The 20,117-nt window shown below is 56.9% G+C and carries 20 protein-coding genes and 2 pseudogenes; 11 read left to right on the forward strand and 11 right to left on the reverse strand.

Annotated elements, in window-relative coordinates; translation table 11 throughout:
* Positions 1-69: 69 nt before the first annotated feature.
* Positions 70-840: an SDR family NAD(P)-dependent oxidoreductase gene (locus tag VF672_RS17640; protein WP_331105842.1), complete on the forward strand. Its 771-nt coding sequence runs from the start codon at positions 70-72 to the stop codon at positions 838-840.
* Positions 841-1,780: 940 nt separating this feature from the next.
* A pseudogene (locus VF672_RS17645) lies at positions 1,781-1,984 on the forward strand (isochorismatase family protein); the annotation flags it as partial.
* A 103-nt stretch (positions 1,985-2,087) separates the two neighbouring features.
* On the opposite strand, the gene VF672_RS17650 reads toward VF672_RS17645, so the two are convergent.
* Positions 2,088-2,951, reverse strand: a complete 864-nt coding sequence (locus VF672_RS17650; protein ID WP_331105843.1) for an alpha/beta hydrolase — start codon at positions 2,949-2,951, stop codon at positions 2,088-2,090.
* 323 nt (positions 2,952-3,274) lie between these two features.
* Between VF672_RS17650 and VF672_RS17655 the strand changes: the two genes are divergently transcribed.
* Together VF672_RS17655 and VF672_RS17660 are read left to right on the forward strand one after the other, a co-directional pair.
* On the forward strand, positions 3,275-3,913 hold the full coding sequence (locus VF672_RS17655; RefSeq protein WP_331105844.1) for a glutathione S-transferase family protein: 639 nt from the start codon (positions 3,275-3,277) through the stop codon (positions 3,911-3,913).
* 18 nt (positions 3,914-3,931) lie between these two features.
* Positions 3,932-5,038, forward strand: coding sequence for an alkene reductase (locus VF672_RS17660; protein WP_331105845.1), 1,107 nt, complete (start codon positions 3,932-3,934; stop codon positions 5,036-5,038).
* Positions 5,039-5,105: 67 nt separating this feature from the next.
* Here the strand turns inward: VF672_RS17660 and VF672_RS17665 are convergent, their stop codons facing one another.
* The 6 genes from VF672_RS17665 to VF672_RS17690 form a co-directional block, all read right to left on the reverse strand.
* On the reverse strand, positions 5,106-5,828 hold the full coding sequence (locus VF672_RS17665; protein WP_331105846.1) for an SDR family oxidoreductase: 723 nt from the start codon (positions 5,826-5,828) through the stop codon (positions 5,106-5,108).
* A gap of 188 nt (positions 5,829-6,016) precedes the next feature.
* Positions 6,017-6,571: a carboxymuconolactone decarboxylase family protein gene (locus tag VF672_RS17670; RefSeq protein WP_331105847.1), complete on the reverse strand. Its 555-nt coding sequence runs from the start codon at positions 6,569-6,571 to the stop codon at positions 6,017-6,019.
* Between the two features lie 137 nt (positions 6,572-6,708).
* Positions 6,709-7,635: an NmrA family NAD(P)-binding protein gene (locus VF672_RS17675; RefSeq protein ID WP_331105848.1), complete on the reverse strand. Its 927-nt coding sequence runs from the start codon at positions 7,633-7,635 to the stop codon at positions 6,709-6,711.
* A gap of 20 nt (positions 7,636-7,655) precedes the next feature.
* Positions 7,656-9,095, reverse strand: coding sequence for an MFS transporter (locus VF672_RS17680; protein WP_331105849.1), 1,440 nt, complete (start codon positions 9,093-9,095; stop codon positions 7,656-7,658).
* Between the two features lie 178 nt (positions 9,096-9,273).
* Positions 9,274-9,930, reverse strand: coding sequence for a peroxiredoxin-like family protein (locus VF672_RS17685; RefSeq protein ID WP_331105850.1), 657 nt, complete (start codon positions 9,928-9,930; stop codon positions 9,274-9,276).
* Between the two features lie 186 nt (positions 9,931-10,116).
* Positions 10,117-10,764 (reverse strand): redoxin domain-containing protein, encoded by a 648-nt coding sequence (locus VF672_RS17690; RefSeq protein ID WP_331105851.1) that lies wholly within the window; start codon positions 10,762-10,764, stop codon positions 10,117-10,119.
* A 102-nt stretch (positions 10,765-10,866) separates the two neighbouring features.
* On the opposite strand from VF672_RS17690, the gene VF672_RS17695 reads away from it, so the two are divergent.
* From VF672_RS17695 to VF672_RS17715, 5 genes are all read left to right on the forward strand, one after another.
* Positions 10,867-11,772: a LysR family transcriptional regulator gene (locus VF672_RS17695; protein ID WP_331105852.1), complete on the forward strand. Its 906-nt coding sequence runs from the start codon at positions 10,867-10,869 to the stop codon at positions 11,770-11,772.
* Between the two features lie 546 nt (positions 11,773-12,318).
* Positions 12,319-13,020, forward strand: a complete 702-nt coding sequence (locus VF672_RS17700) for a glutathione S-transferase family protein (protein ID WP_331105853.1) — start codon at positions 12,319-12,321, stop codon at positions 13,018-13,020.
* Positions 13,021-13,265: 245 nt separating this feature from the next.
* Complete coding sequence (locus VF672_RS17705) at positions 13,266-13,829, forward strand: TetR/AcrR family transcriptional regulator (protein ID WP_331105854.1); 564 nt, start codon at positions 13,266-13,268, stop codon at positions 13,827-13,829.
* A 236-nt stretch (positions 13,830-14,065) separates the two neighbouring features.
* A complete protein-coding gene (gene sseB / locus VF672_RS17710; protein WP_331105855.1) occupies positions 14,066-14,866 on the forward strand; it encodes an enhanced serine sensitivity protein SseB in 801 nt (266 codons plus the stop codon).
* Positions 14,867-15,240: 374 nt separating this feature from the next.
* Positions 15,241-15,714 carry a T6SS immunity protein Tdi1 domain-containing protein gene (locus tag VF672_RS17715; protein ID WP_331105856.1) on the forward strand — a complete coding sequence of 158 codons (474 nt, stop codon included), beginning with the start codon at positions 15,241-15,243 and terminating at the stop codon, positions 15,712-15,714.
* Positions 15,715-15,931: 217 nt separating this feature from the next.
* Here the strand turns inward: VF672_RS17715 and VF672_RS17720 are convergent, their stop codons facing one another.
* The 4 genes from VF672_RS17720 to VF672_RS17735 all read right to left on the reverse strand — a co-directional run bounded on the left by VF672_RS17720 (position 15,932) and on the right by VF672_RS17735 (position 19,364).
* Entirely contained in the window at positions 15,932-16,270 is a 339-nt protein-coding gene (locus tag VF672_RS17720; RefSeq protein WP_331105857.1) for a hypothetical protein, read from the reverse strand.
* Positions 16,271-16,503: 233 nt separating this feature from the next.
* Entirely contained in the window at positions 16,504-16,809 is a 306-nt protein-coding gene (locus tag VF672_RS17725; protein WP_331105858.1) for a hypothetical protein, read from the reverse strand.
* Between the two features lie 124 nt (positions 16,810-16,933).
* Positions 16,934-17,209, reverse strand: coding sequence for a YrhB domain-containing protein (locus VF672_RS17730; RefSeq protein ID WP_331105859.1), 276 nt, complete (start codon positions 17,207-17,209; stop codon positions 16,934-16,936).
* 412 nt (positions 17,210-17,621) lie between these two features.
* Entirely contained in the window at positions 17,622-19,364 is a 1,743-nt protein-coding gene (locus VF672_RS17735) for a hypothetical protein (protein ID WP_331105860.1), read from the reverse strand.
* A 23-nt stretch (positions 19,365-19,387) separates the two neighbouring features.
* On the opposite strand from VF672_RS17735, the gene VF672_RS17740 reads away from it, so the two are divergent.
* Both VF672_RS17740 and VF672_RS17745 read left to right on the forward strand, forming a co-directional pair.
* Entirely contained in the window at positions 19,388-19,573 is a 186-nt protein-coding gene (locus VF672_RS17740; RefSeq protein WP_331105861.1) for a hypothetical protein, read from the forward strand.
* A gap of 306 nt (positions 19,574-19,879) precedes the next feature.
* Positions 19,880-20,113: pseudogene (locus tag VF672_RS17745) on the forward strand (aldehyde dehydrogenase family protein); the annotation flags it as partial.
* Positions 20,114-20,117 lie beyond the last annotated feature (4 nt).

The raw sequence follows: 20,117 nt of genomic DNA on the forward strand, positions 1-20,117 counted from the left end.
CGCTTGCCTGAACGCAGTACCTTGCCTCAAAGTCAAAACACACTTCAGCCATGCTCCTAAAGGTCCGTCATGAGTTTGATACCCGAACTGAACAGCGACGCTCACGTGCTGATATGCGGAGCCAGTCGAGGTATTGGCTTGGCGCTGTGCACGGCTCTGCTTGCGCGCGATGATGTGGGCCAAGTCTGGGCCGTGGCGCGAAAAGCCGGTACCTCTGCAGAGCTGGCAACGCTTGCGCAACGCTATGGCCCACGCCTGAGGCGCGTCGACTGCGACGCGCGCGACGAGCAATCCCTAGAAACACTGGTGAGCGAGACGCTGGAAGGATGTGACCATCTGAACCTCGTCATCAGCACGCTGGGCATCCTTCATCAGGACGGCGCAAAGCCCGAAAAGGGTTTGGCACAACTGACGCTGGCGAGCCTGCAAGCGAGCTTCGCGACCAACACCTTTGCACCGATCCTGCTGCTTAAACACCTGATGCCGTTATTGCGCAAAGAACCTTCCACCTTCGCGGCGCTCTCGGCGAGGGTCGGGTCCATCGGCGATAACCGCTTGGGTGGCTGGTACAGCTATAGGGCCAGCAAAGCGGCCCTCAATCAGTTGCTGCACACGGCCAGCATTGAATTGAAACGCCTGAACCGCGCCTCTACTGTGCTGGCCATACACCCAGGTACGACTGACACGGAGCTCTCTCGGCCGTTTCAGGGCAACGTGCCTGATGGCCAGCTCTTCGAACCGGGTTTCTCGGCGGAGCGCATTCTTGAGGTGGTGGGCGCACACGGACCGTCCGACAGCGGCACGTTTTGGGCCTGGGACGGCCAACCGATTGTCTGGTGACTTATTCGAGCGGGGAAGACAAGATGGCTACCCGTTCGATCGCCTCCGAGAACCGTTTGTTTAGGGCAGAAGTGGTCGTTTTTAATCGCGTTGGTGTGAGTCAACCAACCCGGGCGTACGTTTTATCTTTCAGCCCGCCTTGTGCGGGCTGAGCGCGTAGGAGAGGAGCGATCTAGCGCCTCATGGACGAGCCGGAGAATGGATGAAAGCTGACATTAGCGATGCTCCCGAACGCATCACCCGAAGGCGTCACAAACACAGCGTTATTTACGCCGTCACCTGCCTGGTGATCGGAAGCGCAGCCACGATAGGCGCGCTCCCGCTGATAAGCGGTACATCCGGTCTGGACTTCACACACAAACAGACGACGAGTCCTGCCGGAAGCGATGAAGGATTCGCGCGGGCAAGTAACATGCTGCCGATGCAGGGCGTCGAATCACCGCAACATCGAGCACTACCGGATACGCCTGTCGCAACCAACACTGCTCGGCAAACCGTGTTCAACGATCAGAATTTCGTTGCCAGAGGCGCTGATAACGTCGTCTCCCTTCGAGTGGGCGCCGACCCTTCAAAGGACGAGGCCCCGAAGCAAGCAAAGCTCACGATTGTCCGTCAATCGCCGAGCATGAAAGACCGCGGGTGCTGGCCTTACAGGCGGGGAAGTATCGAATCCCGAAACTGCCGCGCCTCGGTAGGCCTCAAGCATCGAGACTAGGCCATGGAGACTAGGCAACGGTGCAGGCGCAGTAAAAGGATGGTCACCGCTGTAGACCTTTTAGCCAAAAGTGGCGAAACCCGGCAGCGGCCTCGCTATTTTTTTCGCTGAAGCATCCCAACAGTCAGCTTTGCGCGCCCAGACCTCGTATTGCCGCTCCGTAGCGGCCATGCGGTTGAGATGCGCTTGCGTTGCAACTTCGAAGGTAGGCTCACTGGTCATTACGTTGTTACGGGCATGAAAACTCAATATTGCGTAGACAGCACGTGACGCGCCGCCCGCGATTGCGGATTCGACGCTGTGCTCGTCGCAAACGGACCTACCTGCTCCGATACCCCAAGACTCAAAGCAGAAGCCATCGTTGCCCACCATAATGCAACGTTAGCTGGGCCATTCTGCCGAGTCGTCCAGGCTGAGGAATGGCGGTTCTGGTTTTCTCCCCGGGTCGACCCGGCTAAGGTCGATCAGGCATGGCGCTTTCCTTGCCATAGACCATTAGCGGCCAGAAGCGGTTACTGGCTCTGCGCACAGTTCACCTCTCGTCGAAGAAAGTTTTGAGTGTCTTAGCCAATTCGACTGGAGCCTCTTCAGCCATATGGTGGCCGCAGTCGATGCCCGCGCCCGTTACTGCCTGCTCCGCCCAAGGCTTCCAAACGGACAGAACATCCCCATATATTTCTTCTAAGTCGTCCCTTAAAGACCAGATAACGTGAAGCGGGCACTGAAGTGTGCGGCCAGCCTCGCGGTCTGCTCGGTCATGGAGATGGTCGATCGCCATTCCCGCGCGATAATCACCGAGCATGCCGATAACGGTTTCTGGGTCCTGAATCGCGGCTTGAAAATCCTGATAATTTTCGCTCCCCATTGATTCAGCGCTGGCCTGATACCAACCTGCGGGGTCAGGAAGGATTGCTCGTTCTGGTTTGTCCGGCTGAGCGTAGAAAAACCAGTGCCACCATTTGGAGGCGAACCTCGCGTCACACCGCTCAAGCGCTTCAAGAATGGGCACCCCATCCAGGATAGCCAGCTTCAGCACTCTGGAGGGATGGTCAAGTGCTGTGCGAAAAGCAGCGTAGCTGCCCCGGTCATGGCCCGCTAAGTAAAACGCTTCAAATCCAAGGAAATCCATAAGGGCGACGCAGTCACGTGCCTTCGCTCTTTTTGAATAACACTCAAAATCATTATGTTGCGTAGGTTTGCTGGACTTGCCGAAACCTCTGAGATCAGGGCACACCACTGTGAAGGATGCAGCCAGCAGCGGGGCAACCGCATGCCACGTCGTGTGGGTACGGGGGTGACCGTGAAGCAGCAATAACGGCGGGCCTGAGCCGCCGTAGCGAACGCGTAAAGTTGCCTCAGGCAATTCGACCATTTCAAGCTGAAAACCCTCGAACATCATCCCCTCCTGGTGGTTTCAGGCGATGGTCACAGAGTAGAGCAAAAGTCAGGGAGCCCCCGCTTTGGATCGACTGCGGCCGTTCAGGAAAGCCAACAAACGGCCCGGAGCTGCCTTTGTGCGCTAGCGCGCTACCCGCAACGCCACGTGAGGGCACATAAGCTACCTGCCGATATTCCTGCACGGAATGACTCTTATCACCTCAACCTCACTGCTCTAAAGCGGTCAACGCGCACAGACTCGCCTCCTGCCTTGCTGCCGGCGCTATGCCCCTACTGCGGACGTCGCCAGCCAGGACAGCTTTCTGAAAGAGGGTTCGAGGCATGTTAATCGTTTACGCGTTCGCCACTCCCAACAGTGTCAAGGTGCTCATAGCACTGGAAGAACTGCAGCTCGGGTATCAACTTGAGCCTGTCAACATTCGCCAGGGCGAACAAAAGTACGAAGCGTTCATCACCCTCAACCCAAATGCCAAGGTTCCGGTGCTTATCGATACAGAAGGCTACGGTGGACAGCATGTGGTCCTCACCGAGTCCGCAGCCATCCTTGTCTATCTGGCCGAGCGCTATAAACAGCTCCTGCCTGAAGACGGATCGAAGCGCGCCAAAGTATTTGAGCAACTGTTCTTCCACGCCTCCGCCATCAGCCCTTCTTTTGGCCAATCCGGCTTTTTCCTGAAGCTGGCCAGCGAACCCAACCCTCTCGCCATCGCCCGTTTTCACGGTGAAGCCAAGCGCACGCTTGCAGTGCTGGAAGCGGTACTGGCGAACAACGAGTTTGTTGCGGGCGAGCGATTCTCAATTGCCGATATCGCGCATTTCGGTTGGATGTGGCGCCGGGAATTTGCCGGCATCGATTTCTCCGTCAGCCCAAATGTGGAGCGCTGGTACACCGCCGTCAGCAACCGTCCTGCCGTGATTCGCGCCATCGAAAAAACCAACGCCCTGATCCCTCAATCCTGACATCCGCGGAGCAATCCAATGAGCCATCAAGACCTGTTCACGCCGACTCCGGTCGGTCCCTTTACCTTGCAACACCGCGTGGTCATGGCTCCCTTGACCCGCATGCGTTCCAGCCCCGGCGATGTGCCAAACGAGCTGATGGCTAAGTACTACGCGCAACGCACAACCCAAGGCGGACTCATCGTCTCTGAAGCCACGCCCGTTTCACCTCACGGTTACGGTTATGCCCATGCACCGGGTATCTATACCCAGGAGCAGGTTGAAGGCTGGCGCAAGGTAATCAAGGCCGTGCACGACAAAGGCGGGATCATCTTCCTGCAACTGTGGCATGTGGGCCGCCAATCTCATTCACTGCTCCAGCCCGGCGGGGTCGATCCGGTTGCACCGTCAGCTATCCAGGCGCAAGGGGACGCCTATGCCGACAGCGGGCCCGTGCCTTTTGGCATGCCTAGGGCACTGCGATTCGAAGAGATCGCAGGCATTGTCGAAGAGTTTCGCCACGGTGCAGAACTGGCCAAAGCGGCGGGTTTTGACGGTGTCGAGATTCACGGTGCCAACGGCTATCTGCCCGACCAGTTCCTTCAGGACGGTACGAACAAAAGAACGGATGCGTACGGTGGCCCCATTGAAAACCGCGCTCGGTTCATGCTCGAGATCACGGCTGCTGCGGTTTCAGTCTGGGGCAACGGGCATGTTGGCGTACGGCTGAGTCCGTCCAGCAGCTATGGCTCGATGCACGACAGCAATCCGAAGGAAACCTTTGGCTATGTCGTGCAGGAACTCGACAAGCTTGGGCTGGCCTATCTGCACGTGGTGGAGCCGCGCGTCAAAGGTAATGAAACCATCGACGAGCATGCAGCACCTGTGGCGGTCCAGTACCTGCGAACCTTGTTCAAGGGCCCCATCATCGCGGCTGGCGGCTTCAATCGTGAGAGTGCCGAGGCCATCATTTCCCAGGGTGGTGCGGACATGGTCGCGTTCGGTCGCTCCTTCATTGCCAACCCGGATCTGCCGCGCCGTTTGCGAGAAGGCCTGGCGCTGAACGCCTATGACCGCGACACCTTCTATGGCGGAGATGCCAGTGGCTACACGGACTATCCATTCGTAGATGCAGCCACTACTTAAAATCTGCGCAGAGAAAAAAAGGCGCTGTCATGTGACAGCGCCTTTTTTTATGCGTCGCGATTGCACATCAGATCGACGATTTGCCGATAGAAGCGCCGCCGTCCACGAACAAGGTTTGACCGGTCATGAAGCTGCTGTTCTGCGACAGAAGAAATTGTATGGCGGCTGCGATCTCCTCCGGCTGGCCGAATCTGCCCATGGGTACACCCGAGAGATAGCGCGCTTCACCCTCGCTGTCCGGTGCATTGTTGGCTCTGAACAATAGCGTTTCAGTAGGTCCTGGCGCGACGGCGTTGACCGTGATCCCGGTACGAGCCAGTTCAAGAGCCCAGGTCCGGGTGAAACTGATCAGCGCCGCCTTGGCAGCGGCGTAGGAAGTGCGGTGGGTGATGCCTAATACCGTCAGGCTGGAAATATTGACGATGCGACCCCATCCGCGCTCGCGCATTCCGGGCAACAGCGCCTGAGTGGCTTGCAGCGCCGAGTGCAAATTGACCCGGATAACCGCATCGAAATCATCAAGGTCGACTTCGCCAAGCAGTTGCTGGCGCACCAGGCCGACGTTGTTCACCAAGCCGTCAAATGCGTACTGCTGAGTCAAGTCAGCCAGCGCTTGTGCGGTGGCTGCCCGGTCGCCCAGGTCGACCGGGACCAGCACGCCAGGAAAACCCGGATCATCGGCGTGTCGGGCTATACCGACGACTGTGTGCCCTTCGGCAGCCAGCGCGTTGGAAAGAGCGCGGCCGATGCCTTTGCTGGCCCCGGTAATCAAGAAGGTACGAGAAGTCATTCAAAGCTCCAGAAATTGAACGCCCGCCCGCGTGAGCGCGGTGGGCGGCGTGAAAACGACGAGATAGTCGAACCAGCGGTGAGGCCTAAACTACGGCTCATTCGATTTTCCGACTCTTGAAAACAACAACGCCCGCATGGCGCGGGCGTTTTTAGTGGTGAGTCGCTGTAGATAAAGCGCCGAACCTGTCAGATCGGTTTGGTCCATTCATTGCCTTTCATGAACGGATCGAGCTGGGTGTGCACCAGGTGATTGGTGTAGTTGCTCATCAACTTGGTGGCCACACCGAGCACTACCTCCAGAACGTTCTGACGGGTATAGCCCGACGCGAGGAAGGCATCGATAGCAAGTTCAGGGACGAAGCCACGCTCACGAACCACCTGAGTTGCGAAGACGTGAAGCGCTTCGAGCTTTGCGTCCGGTACAACAGTACCAGCGCGCAGTGCGGCGATGACCGCCGGGTCCATCTCGATCATCTTGGCCAACGTGCTGTGGCCCGCCATACAGTAATGGCAGTTGTTTTCGAAGTTGGAAGTCAGGTACACCACTTGTTGCTCATGGGCCGTCAATGTGGTTTTGCCGAACAGATCCCACAGTTGCGAATAGCCAGCGAGCAGTTCAGGCGACTCGGCCATGTTCGCTTGCAGGTTCGGCAAAAAGCCAAAGGCCCCCTTGACCGCTTGCAGAATTGGCTTGGAGGCGGCCGGCGCGTTATCAGCGGTGTACACGGTAAAAGTGGTCATGAGAGTTACCTTCAGAGAAAGCGGTGGGTGTTTGTTGAGACCGATAGTGAAGGCCCGAGGGCTGATGCGAAACGCAGCCACCGGGCATAGCACTCATTCTTGAATGGAATGAGGCTGCCCGTTTTTTCCGCGGGCAGTCAGCTTTTCACCGATGTGGCTTCGACGAAACCGAGCAATTTCTCGCGGTTCTGTTGAATCCATTCGCGGAACGTTGTGGCCGGACGCCCGAGCACGTAAGGCACATCGTCACGCACGCTGCCGATGTAGCCCATGCGCCCATCCGCCAACTGCACGCAAAAGTCCACCGCGCCCTTGGCGTACCAACTTTCCACTTGCAGTGCGCCGGCCTTGAACAAGGCTTCGAACTCAACAGGGCTGCGTACGTCACAGGTGATCGTGCGGTCCAGCTCTTCGCTGAGAATCGCTGCCATATCGGCTCCGGTGTGTGTTTCTGTGCTCATCCAGTAATCGCGACCGGCATGCTTGGTCGGCCCTTGGCGCAGCACCGTGGCGGCGACTTCAGCCAAGTCTTTGGAAGCAACCCATCCAGCGCGTGCATTGCCCCAGAACACCGAAAAGCTACCGCCCACGGGCGGGCCACTGTTCAGCAGATATTCCATGAAGATATTGGGGTGCAGGTGGGTCCAGGCGATGCCACTGGCCTCGATGTACTTCTCGACCATGGAGAACCAGACGAAGTGGGGGTCGGTGCAATCCCATTCCGCAAATACACCTTGATTGACGATGTGCTTCACGCCCGCCTTGTAGGCAGCATCCACCAGCGTCTTGCTTTGATGCACCATGGCGATGGTGTAACCCGTCAGCAGGTAAAGACGCTCGACGCCGGCCAGTGCCTCGCCAAAGGAGCGCGGCTCATCGAGGTCAAAATACACAGCGTCTCGGCCAAGTGCGCGTAGCCGGCCCACTTCGTCCCGATTGCGTACGCCGAGGCGCAGTTGCACGTGTCCAGGGTTGCGGTCAAATGCCTCAATGATCAACCGTCCGGTTTGACCGGTAGCGCCGACGATGAAGACGATAGGTAGTTCAGGTGTTGGCTGAGTCATGATGGGTTTTCCAGTAGAGATCAAACAGCGGTGGGCAGGTCGGAGATCGGTTTTTTATGAAAAGGAATTCGTGTGAGAGCGACGAGAGCCGCCAGCGTCGCCAGCAGGGATGCGGCGAAAAGGGCTGATCGTAATCCGCCCGTGATCGCATCAATTGAAGCCAGCGCACTGACGCCTGCGCCTTGCGGGCCGGGTGTGGCGATACCCACCAAAAGGGCGAGCCCTAGCGCGGCACCGACCTGCTGCGCGGTACTCGCCATACCGGACGCAATGCCTCGGTCCCGCGCATCGATGCCAGAGGTGGCGGCTATCCACATCAGCGTCCAGCTAATCCCCTGCCCCAAGCCATCGAGCAGGAAACCTGGCAATAAACGGGTGGCGTAGCTGCCGTCCGCGCTCAGGTTGAACGCCACCAACAGCAGGCCGGCAATCCCCAGCGCCAAGCCGACCACCAGACCGTTACGCAAGCCGACTCGGGTGACCAGAAGGCCACCTAAGCGGGTGCCTGCCACGATGGACAGAGCAAAAGGCAGGAAGGCCAGACCGGCCATCTGCGGTGCCAGATGGCGCACCTCCTGCAAATAAGTGGTCAACAGGAAGTACTGGGCACCGAATGCTGATGCAAATAGCGCACAGATCAGCATGCCGGTAGGAAGGCTCGAATGACGCAGCAGCCGCAAGGGCATCAGGGGGGCTGCCGTCCGTGATTCGATCAACAGAAAGCTGCAGAGAAGCACGGCGGCGCCCACCAGCAAACCTGCGACAAATGGGCTGGTCCAGCCAAGCTCGGGGCCCTCGATGCAGGCAGTCACCAAAGACACCAAACCTGCCGTGGCCGTTAACGCACCCGGTAGATCGATACGAACCTTGCCGGTGCGTAGCTCGTCGTGCGGCAATACCCAGAGCGCCCCGATCATTACCAGCGCCGCAATGGGTACGTTGACAAAGAACGTCCCGTGCCAACCGAAGGCACTCGTCAGCAATCCGCCTAGCAGTGCCCCGCTCGCCCCTCCACTGGCGCCAGCTGCGCCCATGACAGCCAACGCTCTATTGCGCTCTTTGCCCTCAGTAAAATACGTGGCGATCAACGCCAGCGTCGTCGGAAAGAGCAAGGCGCCTCCGAGACCCTGCACGGCTCTCGCGCCGATCAGCAAAGCGGGGCCGGTCGCCAGGCCGCCGGCCCAGGAGGAACCGGCGTAAAGGGCCAGCGCCACAACGAACGCGGTTCGCCGACCGAAGACGTCTCCTAGCCGGCCACCCAACAGCAGGAAGCCGCCGAACGACAAGGCATACGCGCTGACCACCCATTGTAAGTGAACGGCCGAAAAGCCAAGGGCGGAACCAATGGAGGGCAAAGCAACATAAACGATGTTGTAGTCCGCGGCGATGATGAACTGCGCCATTGCCAGCAGGCCGAGTCCCGCTACTGGATGTTTGAGAACAATATGAAGGCTTGGCATCAATGCAGCTCCGATTTGGCCTACCCGGCGAGGGTCGGCCGGACTGCAACTGAAGGTAGGCTTGTCAAAGTCAAGCCGGTAGGCAGGTGAATGCGATAGGTTTCATTCCGCAGGGGAATAAGCAGCCTCAAGTTCTGTCCTTGAGCAACGGCCGCTAACTGGAAGGCGGCCGGTGGCGTTATCCCTGCAAAACAGGCAACAACTCAGTGGGATCAGGACGCTGGGTGTAGTCCGGATTGACCTCGGCATAGAGGATGATTCCGTCCTGGCCAATCACGAAACGGGCAGGCATCGGCAGCGTCCAGCTCGGATCATCGTTGAAGACTGGCAGGTTGTTGCCAAAGCCTTTGTACAGATCGATCAGGTAGTCCGGGAGGTTGAAGCGCAGGCCGAATTGCGCGCTGACGTCGCCCTTGACATCGCTGAGAATCGGAAAGCTCAGCTTGTTCTGGCGGACAGACTTGCGACTGTTGGCCTTGATCTGAGGAGAAATCGCTACCAGGTTTGCACCCAAGCCGCGGAAGGCTGGTAGCGCCTCTTCAAGTGCCTGCAATTCCATGTTGCAGTAAGGGCACCACACCCCCCGATAGAAGCTCAGCACCAACGGGCCTTTGGCGAGCAAGTCGGTGGAAGACACAGGGTTGCCATCGGGATCATCGAGGATGAAAACAGGCGCCCTGTCGCCAACTTTCAACGCCCGATCGGCCTGCCCGGTAGCGACCAGCTCAGCCGTCGCACGCTTCATCACGACGTGAACTTCAGGCGGTGCGTTGAAAGGCGGTTTGCCGCCGACGAAGTCAGCTTTGAATGCATCGAGTTTCGCTTGAAGCGTCATGGAGGATACCTGGCTGAATGGAGTGGATCGGTTCGTTGATCGCCAGGTAATACTCTGCGATAGCCCTGCAACGCAGTAGAGAGGACGTCGGCATAGCATTTATGCCGTCAGGGAATGTGAGCGATCCAGGACATTCGAAGTTGGCAGAAACGCGCCCTCAGAGACGGCATGTTGCCGCGCGTCGTATCAGAAGTCCTGCCGCCGAGATAACGCTTCAAGCATCCGAAGCAGCGCAACGGGCTGAAGGTAATGGGCAGCATTGGCGTCTATAGAGGCAAATACAATTTCGCCACTGCGGCTGATAACGTATGTCGCAGGCAGGACTAACGGCTCGGCCAGATCGGCGTCGGTTTCGCCGCCTCCAATCGATTCGGCATGCAGTCGCGTCGGGCCACCGCCCTGAAGCGCCAGACCGTAAACGGTAGCGACACTGCAATGCGAATCGACCAATGTGGCGAACGGAAGCTCGTCAATGTCTGCGATATCCCACCTTGGTGCGAGCACGATCAGAGTCACGGACCGCGAACGCATCTGAGGGTAAACGGCGGCGAGATCCAAGAGCTGTGTCCTGACGTTGTCATGACACCCACCTTGGGAAACTATCAACATTACCGGTCCCGACAGCAGGCTTTTGGCCAGTGAGACCTTCTTGCCTTGACGATCAGGCAGGCAAAACTCAATAGCGTAATCACCCGCCTTCAGTGCGTGCCGTGCCCATTGTCCTGAATCCAGCACGGCGGACAGCCCATGCTGCCGCCGCTCATTGGGTGCTTCGACGATGTGTCCGGCTTTGGTTTGAGTTTCCGCGATTGCGGAAGACAATTTGTCTGTCATGACTGGCAATCCTGGAGCGCTCACGACTTAAAACTTTGCACCAAGCGCCGTCAACCGGGCAGACTGGGAAAATGGATATAAATCATTCCGAGGTGGAATAAGATGGACCGGTTGGCCGCAATGGAAACATACGTATATGTGGTAGAAACCGGCTCTTTTTCGGCAGCAGCCCGCCGGCTCAATATCGGGCAGCCCGCTGTTTCGAAGATCGTCGCGCAACTGGAAGAGCGGCTGTCCGTGCGCCTCCTCTTGCGCTCCACACGTGGACTGACCCCTACCGAAGCTGGGCTAGCTTATTTCGAACGTGCCAAACGCGCCATCGAGGAAGCAGACGAGGCAGATCTCGCGGCTCGAGGCGCGGGCACGGGCCTTACCGGCACGCTACGCATATGCGCCGCAGTGACCTTCACTCGGCTGCATGTGCTCCCCCATTTGGGTGCTTTTCTGGACGCGCATCCGGACTTGAACATTGACGTGGTGCTGGATGACCGCAACGTTAACCTGGTGGAAGAAGGGATCGATGTCGCATTGCGTATGGGCGCCATGAACGACTCCGGCCTCACGGCACGCAAGATTGGCGAATGTCGGCGGCTAGTGTTGGGCACTCCCGATTATTTTCGGCGGTTCGGTGAGCCTCAGTCGCCCATCGATTTGATGGCGCATCAGGCCGTTGTCTATTCGCAAGGCGGCGGCGGAGCCAATTGGGTATTCAGCCAAGGAAGTACCGAACAGTCCATCACCGTGGCGGGCAGGATTCGCGTCACCGCTGCCGAGGGCATCCGAACCGCTGTGCTTGCAGGTCTTGGCCTGACCCTCTCTTCTGAGTGGATGTTCGCCCCCGAGATTGCCTCTGGAGAGATACGTACTGTGCTGGAAGACTGGCACCTTCCTAATCTGGATCTGTGGGCCGTATTCCCCACCGGTAGGATGGCCAGCGCGAAGGCTAGAGCATTCATCACGTTCGTTGAACAGCTTCTGAATCCACAAGGAGACGCGCTGCCGCAATAGAATGTAGACGAGGCTATCGGCCCCGAACCCATGGCCATCTGTTGGGGGCGTGTCGAGCCCCCGGGCGGAGTGGAACGTCGGAGGTTCTGTTTGATGAATACAGGGCATCAGGCAATATCGGCCAGAACGGGCACTCTCAGCAGCGAAAACGTTTTTCCGACCCCGTTACAAGGTTCAATCTCTTGGCGTTAGACACGAAGTTTTGCAGGGCGGTTTCGACGCACTGAGCCTGGGTATCGTCAAGATGGCCCGGCTGGCTTTGGGCTCGGATGGCAGTTAGTGACACACTTGAAAAATCGCACTGCACTTGAGCACCCGCTTGCATCCGACCTGACCAATCATTTGCATTCGCTCGCCCCCCCCCCGGCGTCGTTCCGCCCCCGCCTTCAGCTATGCAGACGCTGAGGGATCGGATCAAGCCGGACGGCACCCAAAAAATCCACCTAACAACTGTTAGATAGGTGTTGACGCGCACCAAATCCGCAGCTAAGGTTTGCCTACCTAACGCTCGTTAGATAGACCAGCCACCTACCTGCAGGATCGACCATGACTACTCAACTTCAGCTTTTCACTTCGCCTTCAGCCTTTCCGAACCCGCAGCGTCTGCGTCTGTTCATGCACGAAAAGGGCATCGCTGACCAATTTGCCGAAACCATCTATGACATGTCCCCTGTGGGAGAACAGCGTGGCTGGCGTCATTTGAATATGAACCCGTGGGGCGAAACGCCCACCCTTCAACTGGCTGACGGTAGCTACATTTCCGAAACGGCTGCCATCGTTCGTTATCTTGACCAAGCGTATCCCGGTCGCAAGATCATGGGAGAGACCGCACTGGAACAGGGTCTAGATAACATGTGGGATAACCGGGTGTGGGTGCATATCCTGTACCGCATCGTTACAGCATTCCACGTGTTGCACACCGGCCTCGGCTTCAAGCTGGAACTGACCAAGAATGAGGCGTGGGGCGAACACTGCCGTAAGGAAGCTTTGGCTCACGCCGCACTGGTCAATCGTCATCTGTCAGACGGCCGCGAATGGCTGCTCGGCGGCGATGCCCCGACCTTCTCGGACATCACCCTGGCAACCGCGATTGCCTTCTCGAAATTCCCGGTCAATGCCACTCCACTGGACGAGCGTTTTGAGTTCCTGGATGCGTACTGGCAGCGCTGGACAAAACGTCCAAGCTTCCAGGCGGCCTACGCCGATCGCAACAGCGGCATTCCTGAGCTGGATTCGCCAGCCCGGTAACAGCTTCTCATTGGAAACTCCGGTGCGCCGAGATCGCCCGCCTGGCTTTCTCGGTGACCGTAGTGATCTCGATAGTGTCGGCTGGCGATGCCGCTTGCTGAACCATGCTGGAACGGGTTCGCCTGAGCACCCTGGTCGCGTTGAACGCACTGCTCTCCATGACAATCTAGCGGTCAAACGGTAGGCTTTTGCTGTAAATTCGCTTTTCCTGTTCAAGAGATCGTCCCAAGACGAAAGGCACCAAAATGAGCGTCAACTCCAAGGAAGCCATTTTGCTGGCGGCCAAGAAAATTGCCCAATCGCAGGGCTACAATGGTTTGAATTTCCGCGACCTTGCACAAGATGTTGGTATCAAAGCGGCGAGTATTTACTACCATTTTCCAAGCAAAGCCGATCTGGGTATTGCCGTTGCCAAACGATATTGGGAGGACGGTGCGCTCGCGCTCGAGATGATCGAATCAGAAAGCCCATCTCCGATTGACGCGCTGCGTCGATTTCCTGAAATCTTCCGAAGATCGCTTGAGGCGGATAATCGTCTCTGCCTGGGCAGTTTTATGGGCGCTGAAACCGATACCTTGCCCATTGAAATGACCAAAGAAATTCAGACCTTTGCTGATGTCAACATTGCATGGCTAAACAAGCTTCTACTGGCTGCGAAAGTGTGCGAACCAAGTCAGAGTGAAGCGAGAGCACGAGCAATTTTCGCAGCTATCGTCGGTGCCCAGCTCTTTGCCAGAAGTCGATCGGATATCTCGCTTTTCGATGGCCTGGTCGATTCATACCGCGCGTTCGGACCACTGCCGGCGTAGCAACTCTCGGTTCAAGGAACAGGGGCTTTGCTGCATGCGCGGCCAATGCGAAGCGGCGCTCGGTAGCGTTTGTGCGTTTCCCCTCACAAATGCATTTCTTTTCTTCAAAATCTCGTAACGGTGAGTCCACTATCAACGATGAGTCGAATCCAGGCCATCTATGCTCGGACTCATGTCGGCCTTTAAGGACAACCCTTTGCGCTCAGTTTTGTCTTTTTTTTTTGATGGAGCCACGGATGGATATCATGGATATCAAGCAAGAAAACGCTCTCGAACAATCACTCAGGCTGGCGGCTGATGAGCCGGCCCATCGACCTGAGTTTTTCAGGACTCTGCTGAATTCCACTGTGTACGTACTGGGTACTGCCGGCACTGGACAAGGTCAGGTCACACTCGACGCGGGCAGCGACATCAGCATCGCGCATTGGCAAAAGGCTGACGGCTCCGCTGTCATTCCGTTTTTTTCTTCGTTGCGGACACTGCAAGGATCCATCGATAGCAAAGAGTCCTACGTAGAGATCCCGGCCAGCTCGCTATTTGAAATCACACTGGGTGCCCCTCTTTTCCTCAATCCAAGGTCTCCTTATGGGAAAGAGTTTTTGCCCGAGGAAGTGCGCCATCTGCTCTCCGACGGGATAGGCCAAAAGCCGGTGCAGCGCACGGTCAAAAAAGACACGAACGTGCTGCTCGGACAACCGTCGCAATACCCGTCCAGGATGGTCAACTCGCTCACGCAGCTACTCAGCAAACATCGCAACGTAAAGCGCGCATTTCTGGCGTTGATGCATGACGGATCATCTGATCAAAAGCCCCATCTGATCGTGGGTATCGACATGGACGGAGATTTTGAACGGGTCATGCGCGAAGCCGGAACCGTTGCCGGAGATACTGCGCCGGATGGCGAACCCGTCGACCTCTATCGCGTTCACGAAGGGGAATCAGGCCTTAGCGATTACTTCCTCACGGAAACAACACCTTTCTATGAAAGGAAGTCCTCAGGCTGGCTGCGGTCAGTGCTTGGTTTTGGGAAAGCGTGAGGGAGATTGACCACGTGCTAACAGCAGAGCAGGCTTGCGACATCGTGCTTGGCCTGTTTGACGGCGCCATGAGAGATGGCACACCTGAGCGTTTTGTTATTCAGTCATGCGAGCTTTCCGCCAACGGTGATTACTGGGTTATCTGAATAACCCACCTTCATTACGATAACGCCTTAAACAGCCCGCGCACCCGTATGTGGCTGTGCAAGCAAGGCGCGGTTTCGGGCTCAAGCCAGGATGACTTTTCAAGATCGTTGCGACGAGATGTGATATCTGCGGCAGTTAGCCAAATCGAATGTGGCGGCCTGTCGTTTTCGACCACCGAAATTTATAAGCGCGTTCTTGCCAGTCAGCGCTCAACTTGAGGTTTCACCTTGGGACTTTTCTCTAAAATATTCAGAAAGCCGTCCGGACCTGTTCTCTACACACTCTTTTCGCTTCGACCCTCGAGCGATCTGGGCGCATGGGCCGCCAGTTTCCCGAATCACACCGAGGTTGTTGGTTACTCAAGCCTCGGCCATTTCTTTCTTCGCAACCCACACGACTCAGAGTACCTCGTGCTGCATCCTTTCAAGTGCGCGGCAAAGTCGTACGGAAGCCACCGGTCAGTCGAAGATTTTGAAGCGCAGATACTGAAGGAACCGGGGTTCGAGCTGTATGTATTGAGCTCGGATCACGTTGCCGATCTAGTCCGACATCTAGGCCCCCTTGCTGAAAGTCAGGTCTACATTCCACAGCCGTACCCGTTTCTCGGCGGCAGCGAAGCCTTGGATACGTACGAAAAGGGTGATGCCTGGGTCTTTATGCACGTTGTCGCCCATATGCATGGCCTCGACGGCGGCGCCTGAAAGGCCGCCCGGTGGCACTGAAAGGCAGTGGGGATGTATGCGTAAGGGTATATCCCGTCCTGTGTGATTAGTCCGGAAGACCCTTGCTCTGTCGGGAATGTCTCAGCGTGGGGACCTCACGCTGCGACAGCAAGATACTCGCGATGTCCGGCCGCGTGATCCTGATTGCGTTCAGTTCCCTCTACACTTGTGTAAAGCTGGGACCCGTAGACAGTATTCATTCTTTTTCAGGCACGAACATTTCGGCTGTTGAAGACACCTGAGGATCCTGGCATAGCTCTGTAAGCGCTTTCAGCGAATTCCCGGAAACCTGAAAGTAAATATTCTCCACCTCATTATTGTCATCAAGAAATAGGGACATACCTATATTCTCGCCTACGTATCTTTTGATCCCTGAGTACGTCTCAACAAAGTCGAGCCTCAATGCCGCTATCAGATGTCCTGCAACCTCATTGGATAGCCGGTCAGAGCTCTCAAACTCCCACCCATCCTCGCCTAAATTCTTACATGCGCCGATAGGAATTATAAAAGCTGCTGTATATTGTGTTTTCATCATATCAACTTAAAACTCGCTTCTTGGTTACGCAAGGGCGCTTCTGCGCTCAGACCTGCGCAAATTACAAGGCTGCGGCTAAAAATCTGAAAAAACTGTACGCCTCAAGGGATCCAGGTTGGGACAGATAAAAAATACTCTACCGCTTTTGCCTTTCATAAATGATACAAGGCTAGCGATCCACCCGGCGTGAGTGCGCTCTGCCTGTCATACAGAGCGAATCACGATTCTTGCAATTAACGTCGGTCGAACTCTTTATCTGACTCTGACTCAGTCTTGAAACCAAAAATCAGACCGACCTCCAGAAGTTTTATTGCCGCCTTTCCAGATAATTTGAAAGTGGACGCTTCTAGCATAGAAACGACGTTTTCATACACCAGACCGTACTCTCCCGCGTCATTCACCCACTCAGACAATTGATCAATTTGCTCTTGATAAGATAAGGACTCAGGGGGGAAGAACGAACCCACCTCCGGCTGAGATCCGAGCTCAGCAAGGACGATACTCAGGTTGTTTTCAATGAGTTGGTAATCAGCTTTCATGGCTTAGGATTCTTTGGAGTGTTAGTTGCATATCCGGTCACGACCCGGTCTTTCACCGTGTCGCAAACCACTTTTATATCAACGCCTTCGTGACTCGAAGAGGCCGTTGTGTAGCGGCGCAAACTCACGGGGCATAGTGCTCGTGAAGGTAATCAGCAATGTACGCTGCTATAGGCTTAGCCGTCCCCAACTCGATTAACTCACCGGTGTTCCGATCAGTCAGGAATGGGCTGTTTCCCGCTAACTGATCAGACGAATCACCAGTTCTTAAATACTCAGCTGACTGATAACAAAAGAACCACCCCTCGGCGAACTCCCCTTCAGACGTTATCTGCAAAGGTATCTCTGAATCCTCAAGATAGTCTTTCGCCCTATTCAGAGCATATTCGTAATCGAACATCAATTAGTCCTCAACAGCTGCAAGGTATCGAAATTCAGTAAATGTGCGGACTTTCCGGTCTGCCCATCAAATACCTAACAGTACCACTCTGATTGAGAACGTTAAAAACATGCCCCGGCTGCACGGGGCCGTGCGAACCGTAAACGATCCCTCTCGCCCCAGTCCCTGCTTCAAGAAATTATGGAAACTGAGTACTTCATGACCCGAGCGGCCACCATAGGCCCAACCTCCCGCGATGACGTAGGAAGATTCTGAAGTTAAGCAACAGGATCTGCCACATCTTGATTTACCAGTTCGCTAAACCCTCCCGTCTGCCGCTGCACTTGGGGCTCGGGTTTAGCTGCAGGATCAGACCTGCCAGCAGCCCTTGGACGACTGCGGCCGGCGGTTTCACACCTTATCGTCCACTCGCTCAAACCGGGCTTTGCGGCGGAGTAAGGTAGACCGATTCGTCATCTGACGAACCCGCCGCAGCAGTGTGATAACTGGATGCGTCGTCATCCGAGGAATCAGCTGCCTGCACCGCGGGTTGAGCCGGGCGCTCGGCAGGGGTACTCGAAGCCGTCGACGCAGGGCGTGCTGTCTCGCTGGAGGGTCCGCCGTTGTTTGTTGGTTGCGCTTTCTTGGCCTCAAGGCTTGCCCGGGCACTGCCTGCTGGAGACTGGATGGAGGGGCCTGCCGTGTTCTCGGCATTCGTGATCCGGTTGCTAGTGAGGCTGGTTCGCGGAAGAGAACCCGAATCAGACCCCGCTCGTGGGGACCGTTGACTGGAAGGTCTGCTGACACGGCTTGGCTCATCGCCGAGAGTCTCGCCAGCAGCTTCAGCCGGATCGTCATGCACTGATTGAGCGGTTTCTGTAGCACCTGCCGCGGGTTCGGCCTTTGTCTTGCCTTTCGACCTCAAATCCTCCACCAGCTTGTCTGCGACGGCGACGCTGGCGGCGTTGCCGCCGAACACAGCGGCGCCGCCTACTGTATTGATGGCGTGTTTTGCCAATGAACCCAAGGCTGGGTGCTGTTTGCTCAAGGCGTTGACCGCAGCGCCTTTACCGGCTTCCAGCGCCGCAAAACCGCCGGTCAGCGTGCTGACATTGGCGGCGCCGGAAGGGGTGAAAGTGGCTTTGGCGGTTCTCGATATCGCCCCCAGCGGATCGGTGACCAGTGTGCGGCCGGCGTTGGCCAGACGTGCCCCTCCATTGGCGAGAGGCGTACGGACGGTTTTCGCGTCCCGCAATGCCTTCAACGTGTCGAACCATTCGGTTTCTTGACTCAGGTCCGGTTTGGGCGGGCTGTCTCTTCGTCCCAACAGCAGCGCGGGGCCACTGGTGCCTTGCTCGGTGCGCCGATTGTGGGCGAGGTACCCGGTACCGGTACCGGCAGCGAGACCACCCGCAATAGCAAGGGCTGTGTCCACAATGGGCTCGGCCTTCGGATTGATCGCGGCCGCCACCGGGCCGACCACCGTCCTGATGCCATTGCGGATCGTGAACGTCTGCGCCTCCTTGGCGTTCTGGATGGCCAGGTTCGCGGTGGTATCGATGGTCTCCAGCGCGGCATTCAAGGACTCATGCAGTTTGTCCGCGGGCGCGTGCAAGTAGTACGCGTCTTCTCGAAGCTTTTTAATAGAAGCGCCACCGACCTGATCCATCGCTGATGCCGCCGCGAGTGAAATCGTGCCCAAGGCTGCCGCTTTTGCCACCGGGTTTTGTATGTTTGCCCCGATTCCCGTGATCACGGGGATGGCCGCCTGGAGCGACGACGCGACCGCAAAAGGCACGCCGCCAGCCGTACCCGACACCATTGAAGCGTTGCGGTCCATTTTCTTGGCTTTATCCATCAACGTCCCAAGCTCTTCGAACGAGATGTTCTCTGCCATCAGTTTGTCGACTCGGCTCTCTATGATTCGATCGATCTCCCCCCGGTGCGGCGATTCCACATCCAGACGATCCTTGTAGGGCTTGAACTGACTGCTCACGTAGGTGGTGAGCAAATGCTTCATCTCACGGGCTTCGTTCAGCGCCGCTGCGCTTACCTCCCCGGATTGAGGATGACCCTCTCCGACGGAAGCGTGGCCGGTGACAGCAGTCGAATTTGAGCGCTGCTGAAGTTCGATGGAGTGGGAGGAAACGGGGGGTTGCTGGCCAGACACGCGCATGGTGAGATCCTCTGGATATAGGGATGCAGCTCGACATCGCTGCTATCGACGATGGTTTTCCAGAAGGTCTGTGGCCGGAGGCGCCATTCCGGTTCCTGTTGCGATGGTTGTATTTGAAGGTTGTGTTTCAGGATGATGACGCTTTCTCTCGACGAGAATCGACGTTAAAGGCCAAACCGCCGTTAACAATCGTCCTGCGCCAAGGATAAGAAATTCGACCGGTGCAGAGCGGCCGCCGCTAAGCAGTCACCGCCCTGCCCCGCCCCCTCAAATCGACAGACCGCTTTGGGTCAGCGGCTATGTCGATTTACCTACGTGGCCCTGCACCAGGGGTGTCGGGACCTTTCGCTGGTCACGTATATCCCTCGACACGCTGCCTATGAGCCGCAGTCATAGGATAACAACATGCCTTCCTGGGTCTGTCGGGCCTACCTAGAGTGACGGACATCGCAGCGCAAAAAGCGCTGCACTACCGTTAACGAGGTGATACCGATGAGCAACCCGAATGCCACTTCAACCCAAGCCGCCTTCGCTTGGGCGGCAGCCTGTGGACCCAAGGCCTGGCTCGCGCGCGGCGCATCAGTCGACGTCTGGAAACCGGCGGGGTCTTCATCAATAGCTTCCCGGCTTCTAACGCACGCATTCCGGTAGGCGGCGTGAAAAAGAGTGGTTACGGGCGCGAGCTCTCGCATTTCGGGTTGCGGGAGTTCACCAACGCCCAGGCTGTATGGGCCAAGACCATCGACTAAACGC

This window comes from Pseudomonas sp. (assembly GCF_036387035.1).
In the GTDB taxonomy this organism is placed as follows: Bacteria; Pseudomonadota; Gammaproteobacteria; order Pseudomonadales; family Pseudomonadaceae; genus Aquipseudomonas.